At 62.5% G+C, this 14,644-nt stretch carries 13 protein-coding genes; 6 read left to right on the top strand and 7 right to left on the bottom strand.

The features are described 5' to 3' along the window. Window positions 1-106: 106 nt before the first annotated feature. Both mutM and mutY read left to right on the top strand, forming a co-directional pair. Window positions 107-928, top strand: coding sequence for a bifunctional DNA-formamidopyrimidine glycosylase/DNA-(apurinic or apyrimidinic site) lyase (gene mutM / locus HNO82_RS15840; protein WP_175344378.1), 822 nt, complete (start codon window positions 107-109; stop codon window positions 926-928). Then, window positions 925-2,067, top strand: a complete 1,143-nt coding sequence (gene mutY, locus HNO82_RS15835; protein ID WP_175344377.1) for an A/G-specific adenine glycosylase — start codon at window positions 925-927, stop codon at window positions 2,065-2,067. Before mutM ends, mutY begins: the two co-directional genes overlap by 4 nt. A 78-nt stretch (window positions 2,068-2,145) precedes the next feature. Here mutY and rapZ read toward each other — a convergent pair whose 3' ends face one another. From rapZ to ilvA, 6 genes are all read right to left on the bottom strand, one after another. Further along, complete coding sequence (gene rapZ, locus HNO82_RS15830; protein ID WP_034351259.1) at window positions 2,146-3,009, bottom strand: RNase adapter RapZ; 864 nt, start codon at window positions 3,007-3,009, stop codon at window positions 2,146-2,148. A 123-nt stretch (window positions 3,010-3,132) separates the two neighbouring features. Continuing rightward, window positions 3,133-4,071 carry an HPr(Ser) kinase/phosphatase gene (gene hprK / locus HNO82_RS15825; protein ID WP_008332035.1) on the bottom strand — a complete coding sequence of 313 codons (939 nt, stop codon included), beginning with the start codon at window positions 4,069-4,071 and terminating at the stop codon, window positions 3,133-3,135. Window positions 4,072-4,143: 72 nt separating this feature from the next. Beyond that, window positions 4,144-4,617, bottom strand: a complete 474-nt coding sequence (locus tag HNO82_RS15820; protein WP_008332033.1) for a PTS sugar transporter subunit IIA — start codon at window positions 4,615-4,617, stop codon at window positions 4,144-4,146. 256 nt (window positions 4,618-4,873) lie between these two features. After that, on the bottom strand, window positions 4,874-5,488 hold the full coding sequence (locus tag HNO82_RS15815; protein ID WP_175344376.1) for a hypothetical protein: 615 nt from the start codon (window positions 5,486-5,488) through the stop codon (window positions 4,874-4,876). A gap of 289 nt (window positions 5,489-5,777) precedes the next feature. Continuing rightward, window positions 5,778-6,653 (bottom strand): NADPH-dependent 7-cyano-7-deazaguanine reductase QueF, encoded by an 876-nt coding sequence (queF, locus tag HNO82_RS15810; RefSeq protein ID WP_175344375.1) that lies wholly within the window; start codon window positions 6,651-6,653, stop codon window positions 5,778-5,780. An 84-nt stretch (window positions 6,654-6,737) separates the two neighbouring features. Next, complete coding sequence (gene ilvA / locus HNO82_RS15805) at window positions 6,738-8,273, bottom strand: threonine ammonia-lyase, biosynthetic (RefSeq protein WP_008332027.1); 1,536 nt, start codon at window positions 8,271-8,273, stop codon at window positions 6,738-6,740. Window positions 8,274-8,618: 345 nt separating this feature from the next. Here ilvA and HNO82_RS15800 point away from each other — a divergent pair, with 345 nt between their 5' ends. Then, the gene (locus HNO82_RS15800) at window positions 8,619-9,110 is read left to right on the top strand and encodes a YqaA family protein (protein WP_008332025.1); all 492 of its coding nucleotides are present in this window, start codon (window positions 8,619-8,621) and stop codon (window positions 9,108-9,110) included. A gap of 69 nt (window positions 9,111-9,179) precedes the next feature. On the opposite strand, the gene HNO82_RS15795 is transcribed toward HNO82_RS15800, so the two are convergent. Then, window positions 9,180-9,317: a hypothetical protein gene (locus HNO82_RS15795; RefSeq protein WP_175344374.1), complete on the bottom strand. Its 138-nt coding sequence runs from the start codon at window positions 9,315-9,317 to the stop codon at window positions 9,180-9,182. Between the two features lie 345 nt (window positions 9,318-9,662). On the opposite strand from HNO82_RS15795, the gene HNO82_RS15790 reads away from it, so the two are divergent. The 3 genes from HNO82_RS15790 to HNO82_RS15780 all read left to right on the top strand — a co-directional run bounded on the left by HNO82_RS15790 (window position 9,663) and on the right by HNO82_RS15780 (window position 14,630). Beyond that, the gene (locus HNO82_RS15790) at window positions 9,663-13,664 is read left to right on the top strand and encodes a DUF3683 domain-containing protein (RefSeq protein ID WP_175344373.1); all 4,002 of its coding nucleotides are present in this window, start codon (window positions 9,663-9,665) and stop codon (window positions 13,662-13,664) included. A 15-nt stretch (window positions 13,665-13,679) separates the two neighbouring features. Continuing rightward, window positions 13,680-14,126 (top strand): HIT family protein, encoded by a 447-nt coding sequence (locus HNO82_RS15785; protein ID WP_175344372.1) that lies wholly within the window; start codon window positions 13,680-13,682, stop codon window positions 14,124-14,126. Between the two features lie 81 nt (window positions 14,127-14,207). After that, the gene (locus tag HNO82_RS15780; protein ID WP_175344371.1) at window positions 14,208-14,630 is read left to right on the top strand and encodes a gamma-butyrobetaine hydroxylase family protein; all 423 of its coding nucleotides are present in this window, start codon (window positions 14,208-14,210) and stop codon (window positions 14,628-14,630) included. Window positions 14,631-14,644 lie beyond the last annotated feature (14 nt).

Here is a 14,644-nt window from a genome sequence, read left to right as displayed (position 1 = left end):
AGCTTGCACGCAGATTGCACAGGAGGCTTCAGGTCTTGATTTCGACAAGTGCATTATCATATGCAGCTTCCTGCTCGTCCTCGGGATCACCGCGATCCGCAAGCCCATGCCTGAATTACCAGAAGTCGAAGTCACCCGCCGCGGGGTCGCCCCCCATCTGGAGGGGCGGACCGTCAGCGGCGTCGTGCTGCGCCATACCGGCCTGCGCTGGCCCTTCCCTGCGGGACTGCATGCCCTCCTGGCCGGGCGCGTGATCCGCAGCACCGGCCGGCGCGGCAAGTATCTGCTGATCCATTTCGACCATGGCACGCTCATCGTGCATCTGGGCATGTCCGGCCATCTGCGCATCCTGCCGCCGGGCATCGCACCGCAAAAGCATGACCACTTCGATCTCGAAGTCGGCGGCCAGGTCATGCGCATGACCGATCCGCGCCGCTTCGGCGCCATCCTCTGGCACGACCTGGCCGAGGGCGACATCGAGGAGCACCTGCTGCTACGCGGCCTGGGTGTGGAGCCGCTGGAAGAGCAGTTCAGCGCCCGCGCACTGTTCAATCAGACGCGCGGACGCAGCGCCCCCATCAAGCAGGTGCTGCTGGCCGGCGACATCGTGGTCGGCGTGGGCAATATCTACGCCTCCGAAAGTCTCTTCAAGGCGCGCATCCATCCCAAGACGCCTGCCGGCAAGATCAGCCTGGTGCGCTACGAACGCCTGGCCGAGGCCATCCGCGAGACGCTGGCGGCGGCCATCGAGCAGGGCGGCAGCACGCTGCGCGACTTCATCGCGGTCAACGGGCAGTCGGGCTACTTCCAGCAGAATTATTTCGTCTACAACCGTACCGGCGAACCCTGCCGCATCTGCGCTGCGCCGATCCGCCAGATCAAGCAGGGCCAGCGCTCCACCTTTTATTGCGTGAGTTGCCAGAAATGAAGGGACTCGTCCAAGCGCGCCGCAAGCAGGCGGCTGCCGGCCAATCCGCCGCCGCAGAATATGAAGACCCCTCCTTTTCGGCGGCAGTCATCGCCTGGCAGAAGCAGCATGGCCGTCACAAGCTGCCTTGGCAGAACACGCGCGATGCCTATCGCGTGTGGCTCTCCGAGATCATGTTGCAGCAGACCCAGGTGGCTGCCGTCATTGCCTATTACCAGCGGTTCCTGGAACGCTGCCCGGATGTCTTCACACTGGCTGCCGCACCGTCCGAAGACGTGATGGCGCTCTGGAGCGGCCTGGGCTACTACACCCGCGCGCGCAACTTGCACAAGTGTGCGCAGCGCGTGGTGGCCGAATACGGTGGACGCTTTCCCGACGATCCCGACCTGCTGGCCGACCTGCCCGGCATCGGTCGCTCGACGGCGGCGGCCATCGCTGCCTTTTCCTATGGTCGGCGCGCGGCCATCCTCGATGGCAACGTCAAGCGCGTCTTTGCGCGGGTGTTCGGCATCGATGGCTATCCTGGTGCCAAGCCCATCGAAGACCAGCTCTGGCTGCGTGCCGTGGCACTGCTGCCCGATGAGCATATCGAGTCCTACACCCAGGGTCTGATGGACCTGGGCGCGACCCTGTGCGTGCGCGGCAAGCCGGCCTGCCCGCGCTGCCCGCTGGCCACACGCTGCGTGGCGCTGGCCGAGGGCCGCGTGAGCGAACTGCCGGTGAGCAAACCGAAGAAGGCCGTGCCGGAAAAGCAAACGGTGATGCTGGTCATCACCCAGGGGGAAGACGTGTTGCTGGAGCAGCGCCCCGACAGCGGTATCTGGGGCGGACTGCTGTCCCTGCCGGAAATCGGCGTGGGCAATGCCGAACACTTCGACACCGCCGTGCGCACGCTGGTGGCGCCCTATGGTGAACTGGACGGCTGCCGCAAGCTGCAACCGTTCTCGCACGTCTTCACGCACTTCAAGCTGCATGTCGCACCCTTCCAGGTGGCTCTGAAGCACCGTAGCCATGGCATCGCCGAGCGCGGCCTGGTGTGGTACCCGGCGCGCAAGCTGGCCGGTGCGCCCTTGCCGGCGCCGGTCAAGAAACTCTTGCTGGGGGTCTTGCGGTCGGATGATCTCCTGGCCACTACCTGAACAGTTCACCTGACAGTCGTGCTCCCGCTACCTGACACTTCAGTGTCGAGCTGCTGACAGTTCAGCAGCTCGCTCCTGTCAGTTCAGTTGCCGATGCCTGCACACCACCTGTTCAGTGGCGCGGAAGTGACTGGCCAGTTGTTCGGCCAGATAGACCGAGCGATGCTGGCCACCGGTACAGCCGATGGCGACCGTGAGATAGCTGCGGTTGTCATTCTTGAAGGAGGGCAGCCACTTTTCGACGAAGCCGCGGATGTCGTTGAACATGTCGGCCACCTCCGGGTCGGCGGCCAGGAAGTCGATCACCGGTGCATCGCGCCCGGTCAGCGGGCGCAGCTCGGCGTCGTAGTGCGGGTTGGGCAGCATGCGCACGTCGAAGACCAGGTCCGCATCCAGCGGCAGGCCGTGCTTGAAGGCGAAGGATTCGATCAACAGCGTCAGCGGCGAGCGTTCCAGATCCACCAGTTCCTTGATCCAGCGGCGCAGCTTGTTGGAACTGAGCTGCGAGGTATCCATCACCAGGCCGATGTTTTGCAGGTCGCCCAGCATTTCCTTTTCCACCGCGATGCACTCGGTCAGAGTCAGGCGATCGGCCGGATTGCGGCCCGGCAGCAGGCGATGCGACAGCGGATGGCTGCGGCGGGTCTCGGAGAAGCGGGTGATGAGGGTTTCGTCGGAGGCGGTCAGGAAGACCACCTTGACATCGTGACCATCGGCGCGCAACTGCTCGATGTCAGTGCGCAGGGTGGCCAGGGAATCGGCACTGCGCGCATCGGTGGCCACGGCCAGCATGCTGGCGCCTTCCCGGATGCGGGTGCGCACCAGGTCGCACAGCAGCGAGGGCGGCAGGTTGTCGACACAGAAATAGCCGGCGTCTTCCAGCACGTGCAGTGCTACCGATTTGCCGGAGCCGGAAATGCCGGTGATAAGAACGATTCGCATGGCGCCCATCATAACGCATCGTCCGTGCATGCGTGGCGACAGGAAGATGACAAACGCGTCGGACAATTTTTCTCGGTTGGCGGGAAATGCCCGTCGGGCGGGCATTTCCGGGGGGGGGGCGGCTTATTCGCCGTTCATGGCGCGGCGCTGGCGTTCGATGAATTCCTTCAAGGTATCGATGCCGCGCAGTTGCAGGATGGTATTGCGCACGGCAGCTTCCAGCAGCACCGCGATGTTGCGGCCGGCCGCAACCGGAATGACCACCTTGCGGATGGGCAGGCCCAGCACTTCTTCGTATTGCGCATCCAGCGGCAGGCGTTCGTAGTTTTCTTCCAGCGTGCTGCGGCGGACCAGGTGCACGATCAACTTCAGGCGCATCTTGCGACGCACGGCGGTCTCGCCAAAGATGGCCTTGATGTCCAGGAGGCCCAGACCGCGCACTTCCAGCAGATTGGCCAGCAGCGGCGGACAACGACCCTCGATCATGTTGGGGGCGATGCGGGCGAACTCCACCGCATCATCGGCCACCAGGCCATGGCTGCGTGAAATCAGTTCCAGCCCCAGTTCGCTCTTGCCCAGGCCGGATTCCCCGGTGATGAGCACGCCCACACCGAGCACATCCATGAACACGCCGTGCATGGTGATCTGCTGCGCCAGTTTCTTGGACAGATACACGCGCAGGTAGTCGATCACCTGTGCCGCGGGCAGCGGCGTGGAAAACAGCGGGATGCTCTTTTCGTCGCATACCGCCAGGATATCGGGCGGGGTCGACAGGCCCTGCGCGATGATGAAGGCAGGCGGTTCGCCGGCCACCAGCTCGGCCGTCTGGTAGGCGCGCGAGGTGTTGGACAGACGGTTGTAGTACTCGATTTCCTGATGGCCGAAGACTTGCAGGCGACCCGGGTGGATCAGGTTGAGGTGGCCGACCTGGTCCGAGGCCGAGACGGCATCGCCCGAGATCAGCCGTTCGCCGCCGGGGAAGCCGGCAAACCAGCCCAGTTGCAGGGACTCTCGGTTTTCTTCGTACAACTGCTGAATCGACAACGCGGAATAGTTGGGCATGGAGATCCGGATCTGCAGACAGGGTGGGATGCGGCAAGGCCGCCGGGGGGATGCAGCGGGGCTGCGTCGACCTCAGCCGGCTTTTTCCATCGAAGTCTGCCAGGTCACGATGCGGGCATGCACCACGGCGGGATCGGACTCGATGGTCAGTTCGTTGCGGAAGGCATCATCGGAAAACATCTCGGCGATTTCCGAGAGGATTTCCAGATGTTGCTGCGTCACATTGTCAGGAATGAGCAGGAACACCAGCAGCTTGACCGGTTGGCCATCGGGCGACTCGAAGGGAATCGGCGCGGCCAGGCGCATGAACAACGCCAGCGGTGCCTTCAGGCCCTTGATGCGACCGTGCGGCACGGCCACGCCATGACCCAGTCCGGTCGAACCGAGACGCTCTCGTGCGAACAGGTTTTCGGAAACGGTGGAGCGGGCGATGCCGCTGTTGTTTTCGAAGGTCAGGCCGGCTTGTTCGAAAGCTCTTTTTTTGCTGGAGACTTCCAGATCCAGAACCACGTTTTCTGGAGACAGGATTTTTGCGAGATTAGTCATGACGCTCAAGGAATTGCTACGGACTGAAGCTTTGAGCAGGATTATAGGCTTCTTTGCCGATGGCGTAAGGCTTTGAAAGCGCTGAACAGGAGGGGATTTCGGGCAGAGAACCGTGAATTGCCGCGAGTTGTTGACTGAAGGTCGATGATTGTTGGCAACACCTGCCTCAATGGACAGGATGCCGTGATGCTTGGTGACGAAGTGCGCGCCGGGGCTGCGATGAGGCTGTCCGGCGCGCAGGTGGCGCATGCTGGATTTACATTTCGATGCGGCCGAAGATCAGCAGCACGTCGCCGTTGTTCTTGTTGGCCGACAGGCGCGGCACGTAGGCGAACATGATCTTGCCCTTGCGGGTGCCGATGGAAGCCAGCGGCAGCGGCACCGGGAAGGGCACGCTGTGGAAGTAATCCTGGCGGCTCATCAGCATGGCGGTACCGCCCAGGCCCAGTTCCAGCCCGGTCTTGGCGATCGGAAACACCCATTCATAGGCGTAGCCGGCCATGTATTGCGGATGACGGTGCGAATCCTTGAGGACGAAGCCGTACAGGGATTCATCATTGCCCTGCTCGTTGCGCAGGGTCTTGCCATAGCCCAGGCCCCAGGCGTGCTCGTTGAGCTCATTGAGCTTCTCGCGGGTATAGGTGCTGCGGCCATGATGGGCCACGCCGGACAGGTAGATGGCGCCATCGCCCTGGTCCCAGATGTTGGCGGCGTGGTCCTTGGTTTGTTGCCAGAGGCTGTCCTGGTTGCCTTCGGCGTGGGCGGCAGGCGCCACGGCCAGGGTGGCGGCACACAGGAGCGTCGCTTGACGCAGCATCGCGCCAAAAGTGAAGGAAGCGGCCTGGCGCCGGGGCTGGGGGGTGATTTTCATGATTATGATGAACGGAAATGCAAAAAACGCGGCGACCGGGAAATGACGCAGGAACGGATGAAGACGAGTCTGGGCGACCGGAAAGGCGAGTCGCTCAGCAGCTCATCCGCAAAGGATGGACAGACAGGATGGCAAAAATATCCCGCAAAATGCGTCTTGCTGAAAAGCAAAATGTTACCAAATCACAAGAGCCATCGCTATCGCCGAAAGACGACGATCTGGCCTCCGGTAGGATCTGGTAACAATTTGCTGACGCTGTGCGGCGTACGGGCCGCTGCGAGCAGGGGCCTTACTGGCGCGCGTTGCGCAATTGCGAAGGCGGCTTGGCGCTGGAGAAATTGCTGCGCCAGGGGTTGATGTCCAGCCCGCCGCGCCGGGTGTAGCGGGCATAGACCGCCAGCTTCTGCGGTTTGCAGTGGCGCAGGATGTCGGTGAAGATGCGTTCCACGCATTGCTCGTGGAATTCATTGTGCTCACGGAAGCCGATGATGTACTTCAGCAGCCGCTCCTGGTCGATGGGCGCGCCCACGTACTGGATCTGCACGCTGCCCCAATCGGGCTGGCTGGTCACCGGGCAGTTGGACTTGAGCAGGTGTGACACCAGCGTCTCTTCCACCGTGGCTTCCTCTGTATTGGCGCGCAGCAGGCTGCCATCGGGATGGGCGCCCGTAGCGGCCGGTTCGATTTCCACATCGAGGCGGTCCAGCAGCAGGCCCGAGAGTTCGCCGAACTGCAACTGGCCGAACTGCGACGATTCCGTCAGCGTCACCTGCACGTTGGCGCCAGCGGCGGCCGAAAGATCAGCGCGCATCTTCGTGATCAGCTCGTCGGCGCTTTCCAGGCGTTCCTGGTTGAAGGAGTTCAGGTACAGCTTGAAGGACTTCGACTCGATGATGTTGGGCGAATCGGCCGGCACCATGAAAGTGGCGATGGCAATCTGGGGTTTGCCGCGCAGGTTCAGCCAGGAGATTTCATAGGCGGTCCAGAAGTCGGCACCGAAGAAGGGCAGGGTACCGCTGATCTGCAATTCGGCGCGCTTGGGCGCGCGCGCAATCGGAAACAGCAGGCTGGGATCGTAATGGGTCGGATATGCCGAGCTCTTGCCCAGGGGCGAGCTTTCCGGCGTATGGCCGACGATGGATGCGGACGGGGTGGTATGGTCCATGTGAATACTCCTGCGGTGCTGCGGGTGACGTTCTGTGATGTTGCCGCCGCGCGCCGTTGACATGGCGCGCGGCGTCGGCGTTGATCAGCCGAGGAAGAGCTTGTACAGCGGGTTTTTGGTTTCGTCCCAGTGGCGATAGCCCAACTGGGCCAGGAAGGCGCGGAATTCCTTCATTTCCTTCTTGGGCACTTGCAGGCCGATCAGGATGCGGCCGACATCGCCGCCCTGGTTGCGGTAGTGGAACAGGCTGATGTTCCAGCCGGGGTTCATGCTGGAGAGGAACTTCATCAGCGCGCCCGGACGCTCCGGGAATTCGAAGCGATAAAGCAACTCATCGCCCGCCAGTTCACTCTTGCCGCCCACCAGGTGACGGATGTGGACCTTGGCCAGCTCATCATGGGTCAGGTCGAGCACGCCAAAACCGGCCTTCTCGAAATTGCGCGCGATCTTGCCGGCCTCGTCCGCTGCCGAGACCTGGATACCGACGAAGACGTGCGCTGCCCTGGCATCGCTGATGCGGTAGTTGAACTCGGTGACGTTGCGCGGTCCCACGGTTTCGCAGAAGCGGCGGAAGCTGCCGCGTTCTTCCGGAATGGTGACGGCGAAGACCGCTTCACGGGCCTCGCCGTTGTCGGCCATTTCGGCCACGAAGCGCAGGCGGTCGAAGTTCATGTTGGCGCCGCAGGCGATGGTGATCAAGGATTCGCCCTTGATCGGCTTCTTGCTGGCCTTTGCGCGCTCCACGTAAGCCTTGGCACCGGCCACGGCCAGTGCACCGGCGGGTTCGACGATGCTGCGGGTATCCTGGAAGATGTCCTTGATGGCGGTGCAGACGGCATCGGTGTCGACGATGATGATCTCGTCCACCAGCTCCCTGGCGATGCGGAAGGTTTCTTCACCCACCAGCTTGACGGCCGTGCCATCCGAGAACAGGCCCACGTCCGGCAGTGCCACCCGGCGACCGGCCTTGAGGCTGCGCGCCATGGCGTCGGAGTCGGTAGTTTGCACGCCGATGATCTTGATGTCCGGGCGCACCGCCTTGACGTAGGAGGCCACGCCCGCGATCAGACCGCCCCCGCCGATGGCCACGAAGATGGCGTGGATCGGTTCCGGGTGCTGGCGCAGGATTTCCATGCCCACCGTGCCCTGACCGGCGATCACGTAGGGATCGTCGAAGGGGTGCACGAAGGTCAGTTTCTGTTTCTTTTCCAGCGTCAGCGCGTGTTCGTAGGCATCCGTGAAGGAATCACCGAAGAGCACCACTTCACCGCCGCGCGCCTTGACGGCATCGATCTTCACCTGCGGGGTGGTGGTGGGCATGACGATCACCGCCCGGCAACCCAGGCGCGCTGCGGAAAGGGCCACACCCTGGGCGTGGTTGCCGGCCGAAGCGCAGATGACGCCGCGCTTCAGTTGCGGCGGACTCAGGTGGGCCATCTTGTTGTACGCGCCGCGCAGCTTGAAGCTGAACACGCTCTGCATGTCTTCACGCTTGAAGTAAATTCGATTATCAATCCTTTGCGACAGCGTATTCGCCAGTTCCAGCGGGGTTTCTTGGGCGACGTCGTAGACGCGGGCGGTCAGGATCTTTTTCAGATAATCGTTACTCATGTTGGTCATCAGTGAAGTGAAGTCAGGCGAGCAGCAGCGGGTTCAGGCGCGGTCATATCGCAATCAGGTAAAGGAAATAAAGGCTGGGTAAGCCGCTTGGGATTCCCCGTGGGCCAGGCTGGCTGGTCGCCGGTCCGGGCCAGGGGAACTGGGCATTATAAGGGAGCCGGGCCAGGCAAGGCCAAGCGTGCAAGGTCAAGGGGATATTCGCGGAGAGATATGAATGTTTCTCCCATTCTTGAAATCAAGCACTGCGGCACCAGCTAGAATGCACCCTGCGCCATTCAACCGGGCTTGACGGATGGCAAGTTTCCTCCCTGGCTGCGGCCAGTTCTCCACCTACCTGCCATCTGCATGATCGAATCCGCCGTTCTCTGGCTGCTCAACATCCTCGCCATTCCCACTGTGGGCCTGACCTCGGTATTCCTGATCAGCTTCATTTCGGCCACCTTGCTGCCACTGGGTTCGGAACCGGCGGTCTTTGCCGTCATCAAGGCCAGTCCGGAGATGTTCTGGCCGGTGATTCTGGTGGCAACCTTCGGCAACACCCTGGGCGGCATCGTCGATTACTGGATGGGGTATGGGGCCAAGCAGGCTTTCGCCAAGGAGCGCGCCTCGCGCTGGTTCCACTGGCTGGAACGCTTCGGTGCCAAGACCATGCTGCTGGCCTGGCTGCCCGGCATCGGCGACCCCATCTGCACCCTGGCCGGCTGGCTGCGCCTGCCATTCTGGCCTTCGGTGTTCTATATGGCCATCGGCAAGTTCATCCGCTATGTGCTCATGACCTGGCTGCTGCTGAACGTGCCGGACGGGTTCTGGCACAAGTTGGGGGCCTGGTTGGCGTAGATTTCCGAGAAAGATGAAGGAAAAGGCGCCGCAAGGGCGCCCCGGCCGGTTTTCGGACAGGCAGGTGAATCATCCTGCCAAAGTCGGGACCAGGCTCTCGACCAGGCGAATGGCCAGGAAGGTCGCCGTCACGCCCAGCACGGCCAGGTGGCGGGTCTTGAGCTTCATGGCCAGGCCGGTATCTTCGTTGAGAATGGCAGTGTGCATGGTGATCTCCTTGCTAAGTCGTCCGGGCCCGGGTCAGGCCTTGCATTGGGCATAGTCGGCCAGGGTGAGGGCCAGGTTTTCCAGGAATTCGGTCATCAGGGTCTGCAACATGGGGTCCTCCTTGAGGGGATGGGGTCAGGGCATGTCCCTGATGGCTGTGTGGATGAAATGAATTATAGATTTTTACAATCAAATTATAGAAATTGATTGTATTTATAAATTCAATTGGGGGAGCCTATCGCCGCCCGGGGCTTTGCAGACCTGGCCGAAACCCGGGGCCGGGCATCGCGAGTTTTGCCAATAGGCTAAAATGCACCTCCGGCAGCAGATTTACCTCATACATCGATGAACGCCCCCGCACAGATCCAGGCTTTGCTTACAGACGCGCCGCATGGCGCCGCGACCCCGCGCTTGCGCGAAATCCCTTACAACTACACTTCCTTCTCCGATCGCGAGATCGTGATCCGGTTGTTGGGCGAAGCCTCCTGGTCCCTGCTGGACGAGCTGCGCGGCAAGCGCCAGACCGGTCGCTCGGCGCGCATGCTGTATGAAGTATTGGGCGACATCTGGGTGGTCCGCCGCAATCCCTACCTGCAGGATGACCTGCTGGACAACCCCAAGCGCCGCGCCGCCCTGATTGAGGCGCTGAACCATCGCCTGGGCGAAGTCGACAAGCGCCGCCTGGCCACCGACCTGGCCGAATCCGGCGACGCCGAGGCCCAGCGCCGCAGCGCCAGCGTGGAAGCCTTGCTCAAGGCGGCCAAGAAGGCCATTGGCGACTTCGCCGAAGAATTCCGCCAGACCTACGATTTGCGCCGCCGCGCCACCAAGGTGCTGGGCCGCTATACCGCCCGCGACAACATCAAGTTCGACGGCCTCTCGCGCGTCTCGCACGTCACTGACGCCACCGACTGGCGCGTCGAGTACCCCTTCGTGGTGCTGACCCCGGACAGCGAAGACGAGATGGCCGGCCTGGTCAAGGCCTGTATCGAACTGGGCCTGACCATCATCCCGCGTGGCGGCGGCACCGGCTATACCGGCGGCGCCATTCCGCTCACGCCCCTGTCGGCTGTCATCAATACCGAAAAGCTGGAACAGCTGGGCGCGGTCGAAATGACCATGCTGCCCGGCCTGGACAAGCCCTACGCCACGATCTATTCGGGCGCGGGCGTGGTCACCAAGCGCGTCTCGGATGCGGCTGAAAAGGCCGGTTTCGTCTTCGCCGTGGACCCGACGTCTGCTGAAGCCTCCTGCATCGGCGGCAACGTCGCCATGAACGCCGGCGGCAAGAAGGCCGTGCTGTGGGGCACCGCCCTGGACAACCTGGCCAGCTGGCGCATGGTCGATCCGCAAGGCGACTGGCTGGAAGTGACCCGCCTGGACCACAACCTGGGCAAGATCCACGACGTGGAAGTGGCGCGCTTCAAGCTGGAGTGGTCGCATCCCGGCGAAAAGGGCCAGAAGACCGAAGTCTTCAAGACCGAGATCCTGGAAATCTCCGGCAAGAAATTCCGCAAGGAAGGCCTGGGCAAGGACGTCACCGACAAGTTCCTCTCGGGCCTGCCCGGCGTGCAGAAGGAAGGTTGCGATGGCCTGATCACCTCGGCGCGCTGGATCCTGCACAAGATGCCCAAGCAGACCCGCACGGTCTGCCTGGAGTTCTTCGGCCAGGCGCGCGACGCGATTCCCTCGATCGTCGAAATCAAGGATTACCTGGACGCCGAAACCAAAAAGGGCGGCGCCATCCTGGCCGGCTTGGAACACTTGGACGAGCGCTACCTGCGCGCGGTCGGCTATGCCACCAAGTCCAAGCGCGGCGTGCTGCCCAAGATGGTGCTCATCGGCGACATCGTGGGTGACGACGAAAACGCCGTCGCGGCCGCCGCCTCGGAAGTGATCCGCATGGCCAACAACCGCGTGGGCGAAGGCTTCATCGCCGTGAGCCCGGAAGCGCGCAAGAAATTCTGGCTGGACCGCTCGCGTACCGCCGCCATCGCCAAGCACACCAACGCCTTCAAGATCAACGAAGACGTGGTGATTCCGCTGAACCGCATGGGCGAATACACCGACGGCATCGAGCGCATCAACATCGAACTGTCGATCAAGAACAAGCTGCAACTGCTGGCCGAACTGGACAGCTTCTTCGTCAAGGGCAACCTGCCGCTGGGCAAGAGCGATGACGCCGAGGGTGACGACATCCCCGCCGCCGAAATGCTGGAAGACCGCGTCCACCAGGCCGAAAGCCTGCTGGAGCAGACCCATGCGCGCTGGTCCTACTTGCTGGCCAATCTCGACAAGCCACTGGGTGAAGCCAAGGGCGAACTGGCCGCACTGGGCCTGGAAAAGATGCTGCCGGTGTTCGAGCAGCGCCTGATCGACCAGCCCGAAGCCGCCGTCTTCCACGTGGTGCAGGACCGCACCGTGCGCATCTCCTGGAAGCAGGAAGTGCGTGCGCAACTGCGCCAGATCTTCTCGGGCGCGGCCTTCAAGCTGATCCTCGAAGAATGCCAGGCCATCCACAAGCGCGTGCTGCGCGGCCGCGTGTTCGTGGCGCTGCACATGCACGCCGGTGACGGCAACGTGCACACCAACATCCCGGTCAATTCCGATCACTACGAAATGCTGCAGGATGCCCACGTCGCCGTGGCGCGCATCATGAAGCTGGCCCGCTCGCTCAATGGCGTGATCTCGGGCGAGCACGGCATCGGCATCACCAAGCTGGAATTCCTGACCGAAGACGAGATCGGCGAATTCCGCGAATACAAGAAGCGCGTGGACCCCGAAGGCCGCTTCAACAAGGGCAAGCTCCTGAACCTGCCGGGAATGGAAGCCGACCTGTCCAATGCCTATACGCCTTCGTTCGGTTTGATGGGCCACGAATCGCTGATCATGCAGCAGAGCGACATCGGTGCCATTGCCAGCAGCGTCAAGGACTGCCTGCGCTGCGGCAAGTGCAAGCCGGTCTGCTCGACCCACGTGCCGCGCGCCAACCTGCTGTACTCGCCGCGCAACAAGATCCTGGCGACCTCGTTGCTGGTGGAAGCCTTCCTCTACGAAGAGCAGACCCGTCGCGGCGTCTCCATCAAGCATTGGGAAGAGTTCGAAGACGTGGCCGACCACTGCACTGTCTGCCACAAGTGCGTCACGCCTTGCCCGGTCGATATCGACTTCGGCGATGTCTCGATGAACATGCGCAACCTGCTGCGCAAGATGGGCAAGAAGTCCTTCAATGCCGGCACCAATGCGGCCATGTTCTTCCTCAACGCCACCGACCCGGCCACCATCAACGCCACCCGCAAGGTGATGACGCAGTGGGGCTTCAAGGCGCAGCGCCTGGGCAATGACCTGTTGAAGAAGTTTGCCAAGAAGCAGACCCAGAAACCTGCAGCCACTGTCGGCAAGGCGCCGATCAAGGAGCAGGTGATCCACTTCATCAACAAGAAGATGCCGGGCAACCTGCCCAAGAAGACCGCGCGCGCCTTGCTGGATATCGAGGATGACAAGATCGTCCCCATCATCCGCAATCCCAAGACCACCACGGCCGATACGGAGGCGGTGTTCTACTTCCCGGGTTGCGGTTCGGAGCGTTTGTTCTCGCAGGTCGGTCTGGCCACGCAAGCGATGTTGTGGAACGTCGGCGTGCAGACGGTGCTGCCGCCGGGCTACCTGTGCTGCGGTTATCCGCAACGCGGCACCGGCGACTTCGAAAAGGGCGAGAAGATCATCACCGACAACCGCGTGCTGTTCCATCGCATGGCCAATACGCTGAACTACCTCGACATCAAGACCGTCGTGGTCTCCTGCGGCACCTGCTACGACCAGTTGCAGGGCTATGAATTCGAAAAGATCTTCCCCGGCTGCCGCATCATCGACATCCACGAATATCTGCTGGAGAAGGGCGTCAAGCTCGAAGGCGTGACCGGTACCCGCTACATGTACCACGACCCCTGCCACAGCCCGATGAAACAGCAGGATCCGCTGAAGACCGTCAACTCGCTCATCACCACGGTGGACGCGCAGAAGATCGAGAAGAACGATCGCTGCTGCGGCGAGTCGGGCACCTTCGGTGTCTCGCGTCCGGATGTCTCGACCCAGGTCCGCTTCCGCAAGGAAGAGGAAATGAAGAAGGGCAGCGACAAGGTGCGCGCCGATGGCTTCACCGGCGACGTCAAGATTTTGACCTCCTGCCCGTCCTGCTTCCAGGGCCTGTCGCGCTACAACGAGGATGCCGGCACCACTGCCGACTACATCGTGGTCGAGATGGCGCGTCATCTGCTGGGCGAGAACTGGATGCCGGAATACGTCGAGCGCGCCAACAATGGCGGCATCGAACGTATCCTGGTGTAAGCGGAGGCGCTGACGATGAGCCAGATTCCTGCCTGCGAACTGTGCGCCGGTGACGGCGGCGAAGTGCTGTGGCGCCATCCCGAGTTCCGGGTAGTGCTGGTCGATGAGCCGGATTACCCGGGCTTCTGCCGCGTGATCTGCAGCGAGCACGTCAAGGAAATGACCGACCTCGCCCCGGCGCAGCGCACCCGCATGGCCAATGCGGTGTGGGCGGTCGAGGCCGCACAGCGCGAAGTGATGCAGCCCGAGAAGGTCAACCTGGCCACGCTGGGCAACATGACGCCGCACGTGCACTGGCACGTGATTCCGCGCTTTACCGATGATCGTCATTTCCCCAGCCCGGTCTGGGCCGAGCCACGCCGTGCGGCCGATGCTGCCAGCCTCGACGCGCGTCGCGCGCTGCTGCCGCAATTGCGCGAAGCGGTGCGCCAGCAGCTCGATGCAGCAGGTCTGACGGCCTGATCTGCAAGCTACTGCGCAAGCCCGGCCTGGACAGCTCCGGCCGGGTTTGCATTTCTTCTTACGAATTTCAAGGGAGAGCCCATGAGCGCCCCGTCTTCTCCGGTTCCGGTGTCCTTCAAGGTGCGCAAGCGCTCGCGCGTGGTCGAAGTCGAGTTCGATGACGGCGTGATGTTTTCCCTGCCCTTCGAACTGATGCGCGTCTATTCGCCTTCGGCCGAAGTGCGCGGCCACGGGCCGGGTCAGGAAGTGCTGCAGACCGGCAAGCGCGATGTCGAGATCCACGGTATCGAACCGGTCGGCAACTACGGCGTCAAACCGCTGTTCTCGGACGGCCATGCCAGCGGCATCTTCACCTGGGATTACCTCTACCAGCTCGGCCGTGACCAGGCCGCGATGTGGGAAGCCTATCTGCAAAAGCTGGAAGCGGCCGGCTTCACCCGTGAAAGCGGGCGCGATCACCAGCCCGAGGCCGCAGGCGGCCATGGCTGCGGCCATTCGCACTGAGGCACGCCCGCTGC

The sequence above is a fragment of the Herbaspirillum sp. C9C3 genome (genome assembly GCF_013359625.1).
Classification (GTDB): Bacteria; Pseudomonadota; Gammaproteobacteria; order Burkholderiales; family Burkholderiaceae_D; genus Herbaspirillum.
The sequence above is the reverse complement of the archived record's forward strand: the minus strand, read 5'-3'. Positions and strand labels throughout refer to the sequence as shown.

Coding starts and splice junctions, on each gene's coding strand:
- HNO82_RS15795 (WP_175344374.1), bottom strand. CDS start 9,317: ATGCACACTGCCATTCTCAACGAAGATACCGGCCTGGCCATGAAGCTC.
- HNO82_RS15815 (WP_175344376.1), bottom strand. CDS start 5,488: ATGAAAATCACCCCCCAGCCCCGGCGCCAGGCCGCTTCCTTCACTTTT.
- hprK (WP_008332035.1), bottom strand. CDS start 4,071: ATGCCCAACTATTCCGCGTTGTCGATTCAGCAGTTGTACGAAGAAAAC.
- mutY (WP_175344377.1), top strand. CDS start 925: ATGAAGGGACTCGTCCAAGCGCGCCGCAAGCAGGCGGCTGCCGGCCAA.
- HNO82_RS15785 (WP_175344372.1), top strand. CDS start 13,680: ATGAGCCAGATTCCTGCCTGCGAACTGTGCGCCGGTGACGGCGGCGAA.
- rapZ (WP_034351259.1), bottom strand. CDS start 3,009: ATGCGAATCGTTCTTATCACCGGCATTTCCGGCTCCGGCAAATCGGTA.
- HNO82_RS15820 (WP_008332033.1), bottom strand. CDS start 4,617: ATGACTAATCTCGCAAAAATCCTGTCTCCAGAAAACGTGGTTCTGGAT.
- HNO82_RS15800 (WP_008332025.1), top strand. CDS start 8,619: ATGATCGAATCCGCCGTTCTCTGGCTGCTCAACATCCTCGCCATTCCC.
- mutM (WP_175344378.1), top strand. CDS start 107: ATGCCTGAATTACCAGAAGTCGAAGTCACCCGCCGCGGGGTCGCCCCC.
- HNO82_RS15780 (WP_175344371.1), top strand. CDS start 14,208: ATGAGCGCCCCGTCTTCTCCGGTTCCGGTGTCCTTCAAGGTGCGCAAG.
- queF (WP_175344375.1), bottom strand. CDS start 6,653: ATGGACCATACCACCCCGTCCGCATCCATCGTCGGCCATACGCCGGAA.
- ilvA (WP_008332027.1), bottom strand. CDS start 8,273: ATGACCAACATGAGTAACGATTATCTGAAAAAGATCCTGACCGCCCGC.
- HNO82_RS15790 (WP_175344373.1), top strand. CDS start 9,663: ATGAACGCCCCCGCACAGATCCAGGCTTTGCTTACAGACGCGCCGCAT.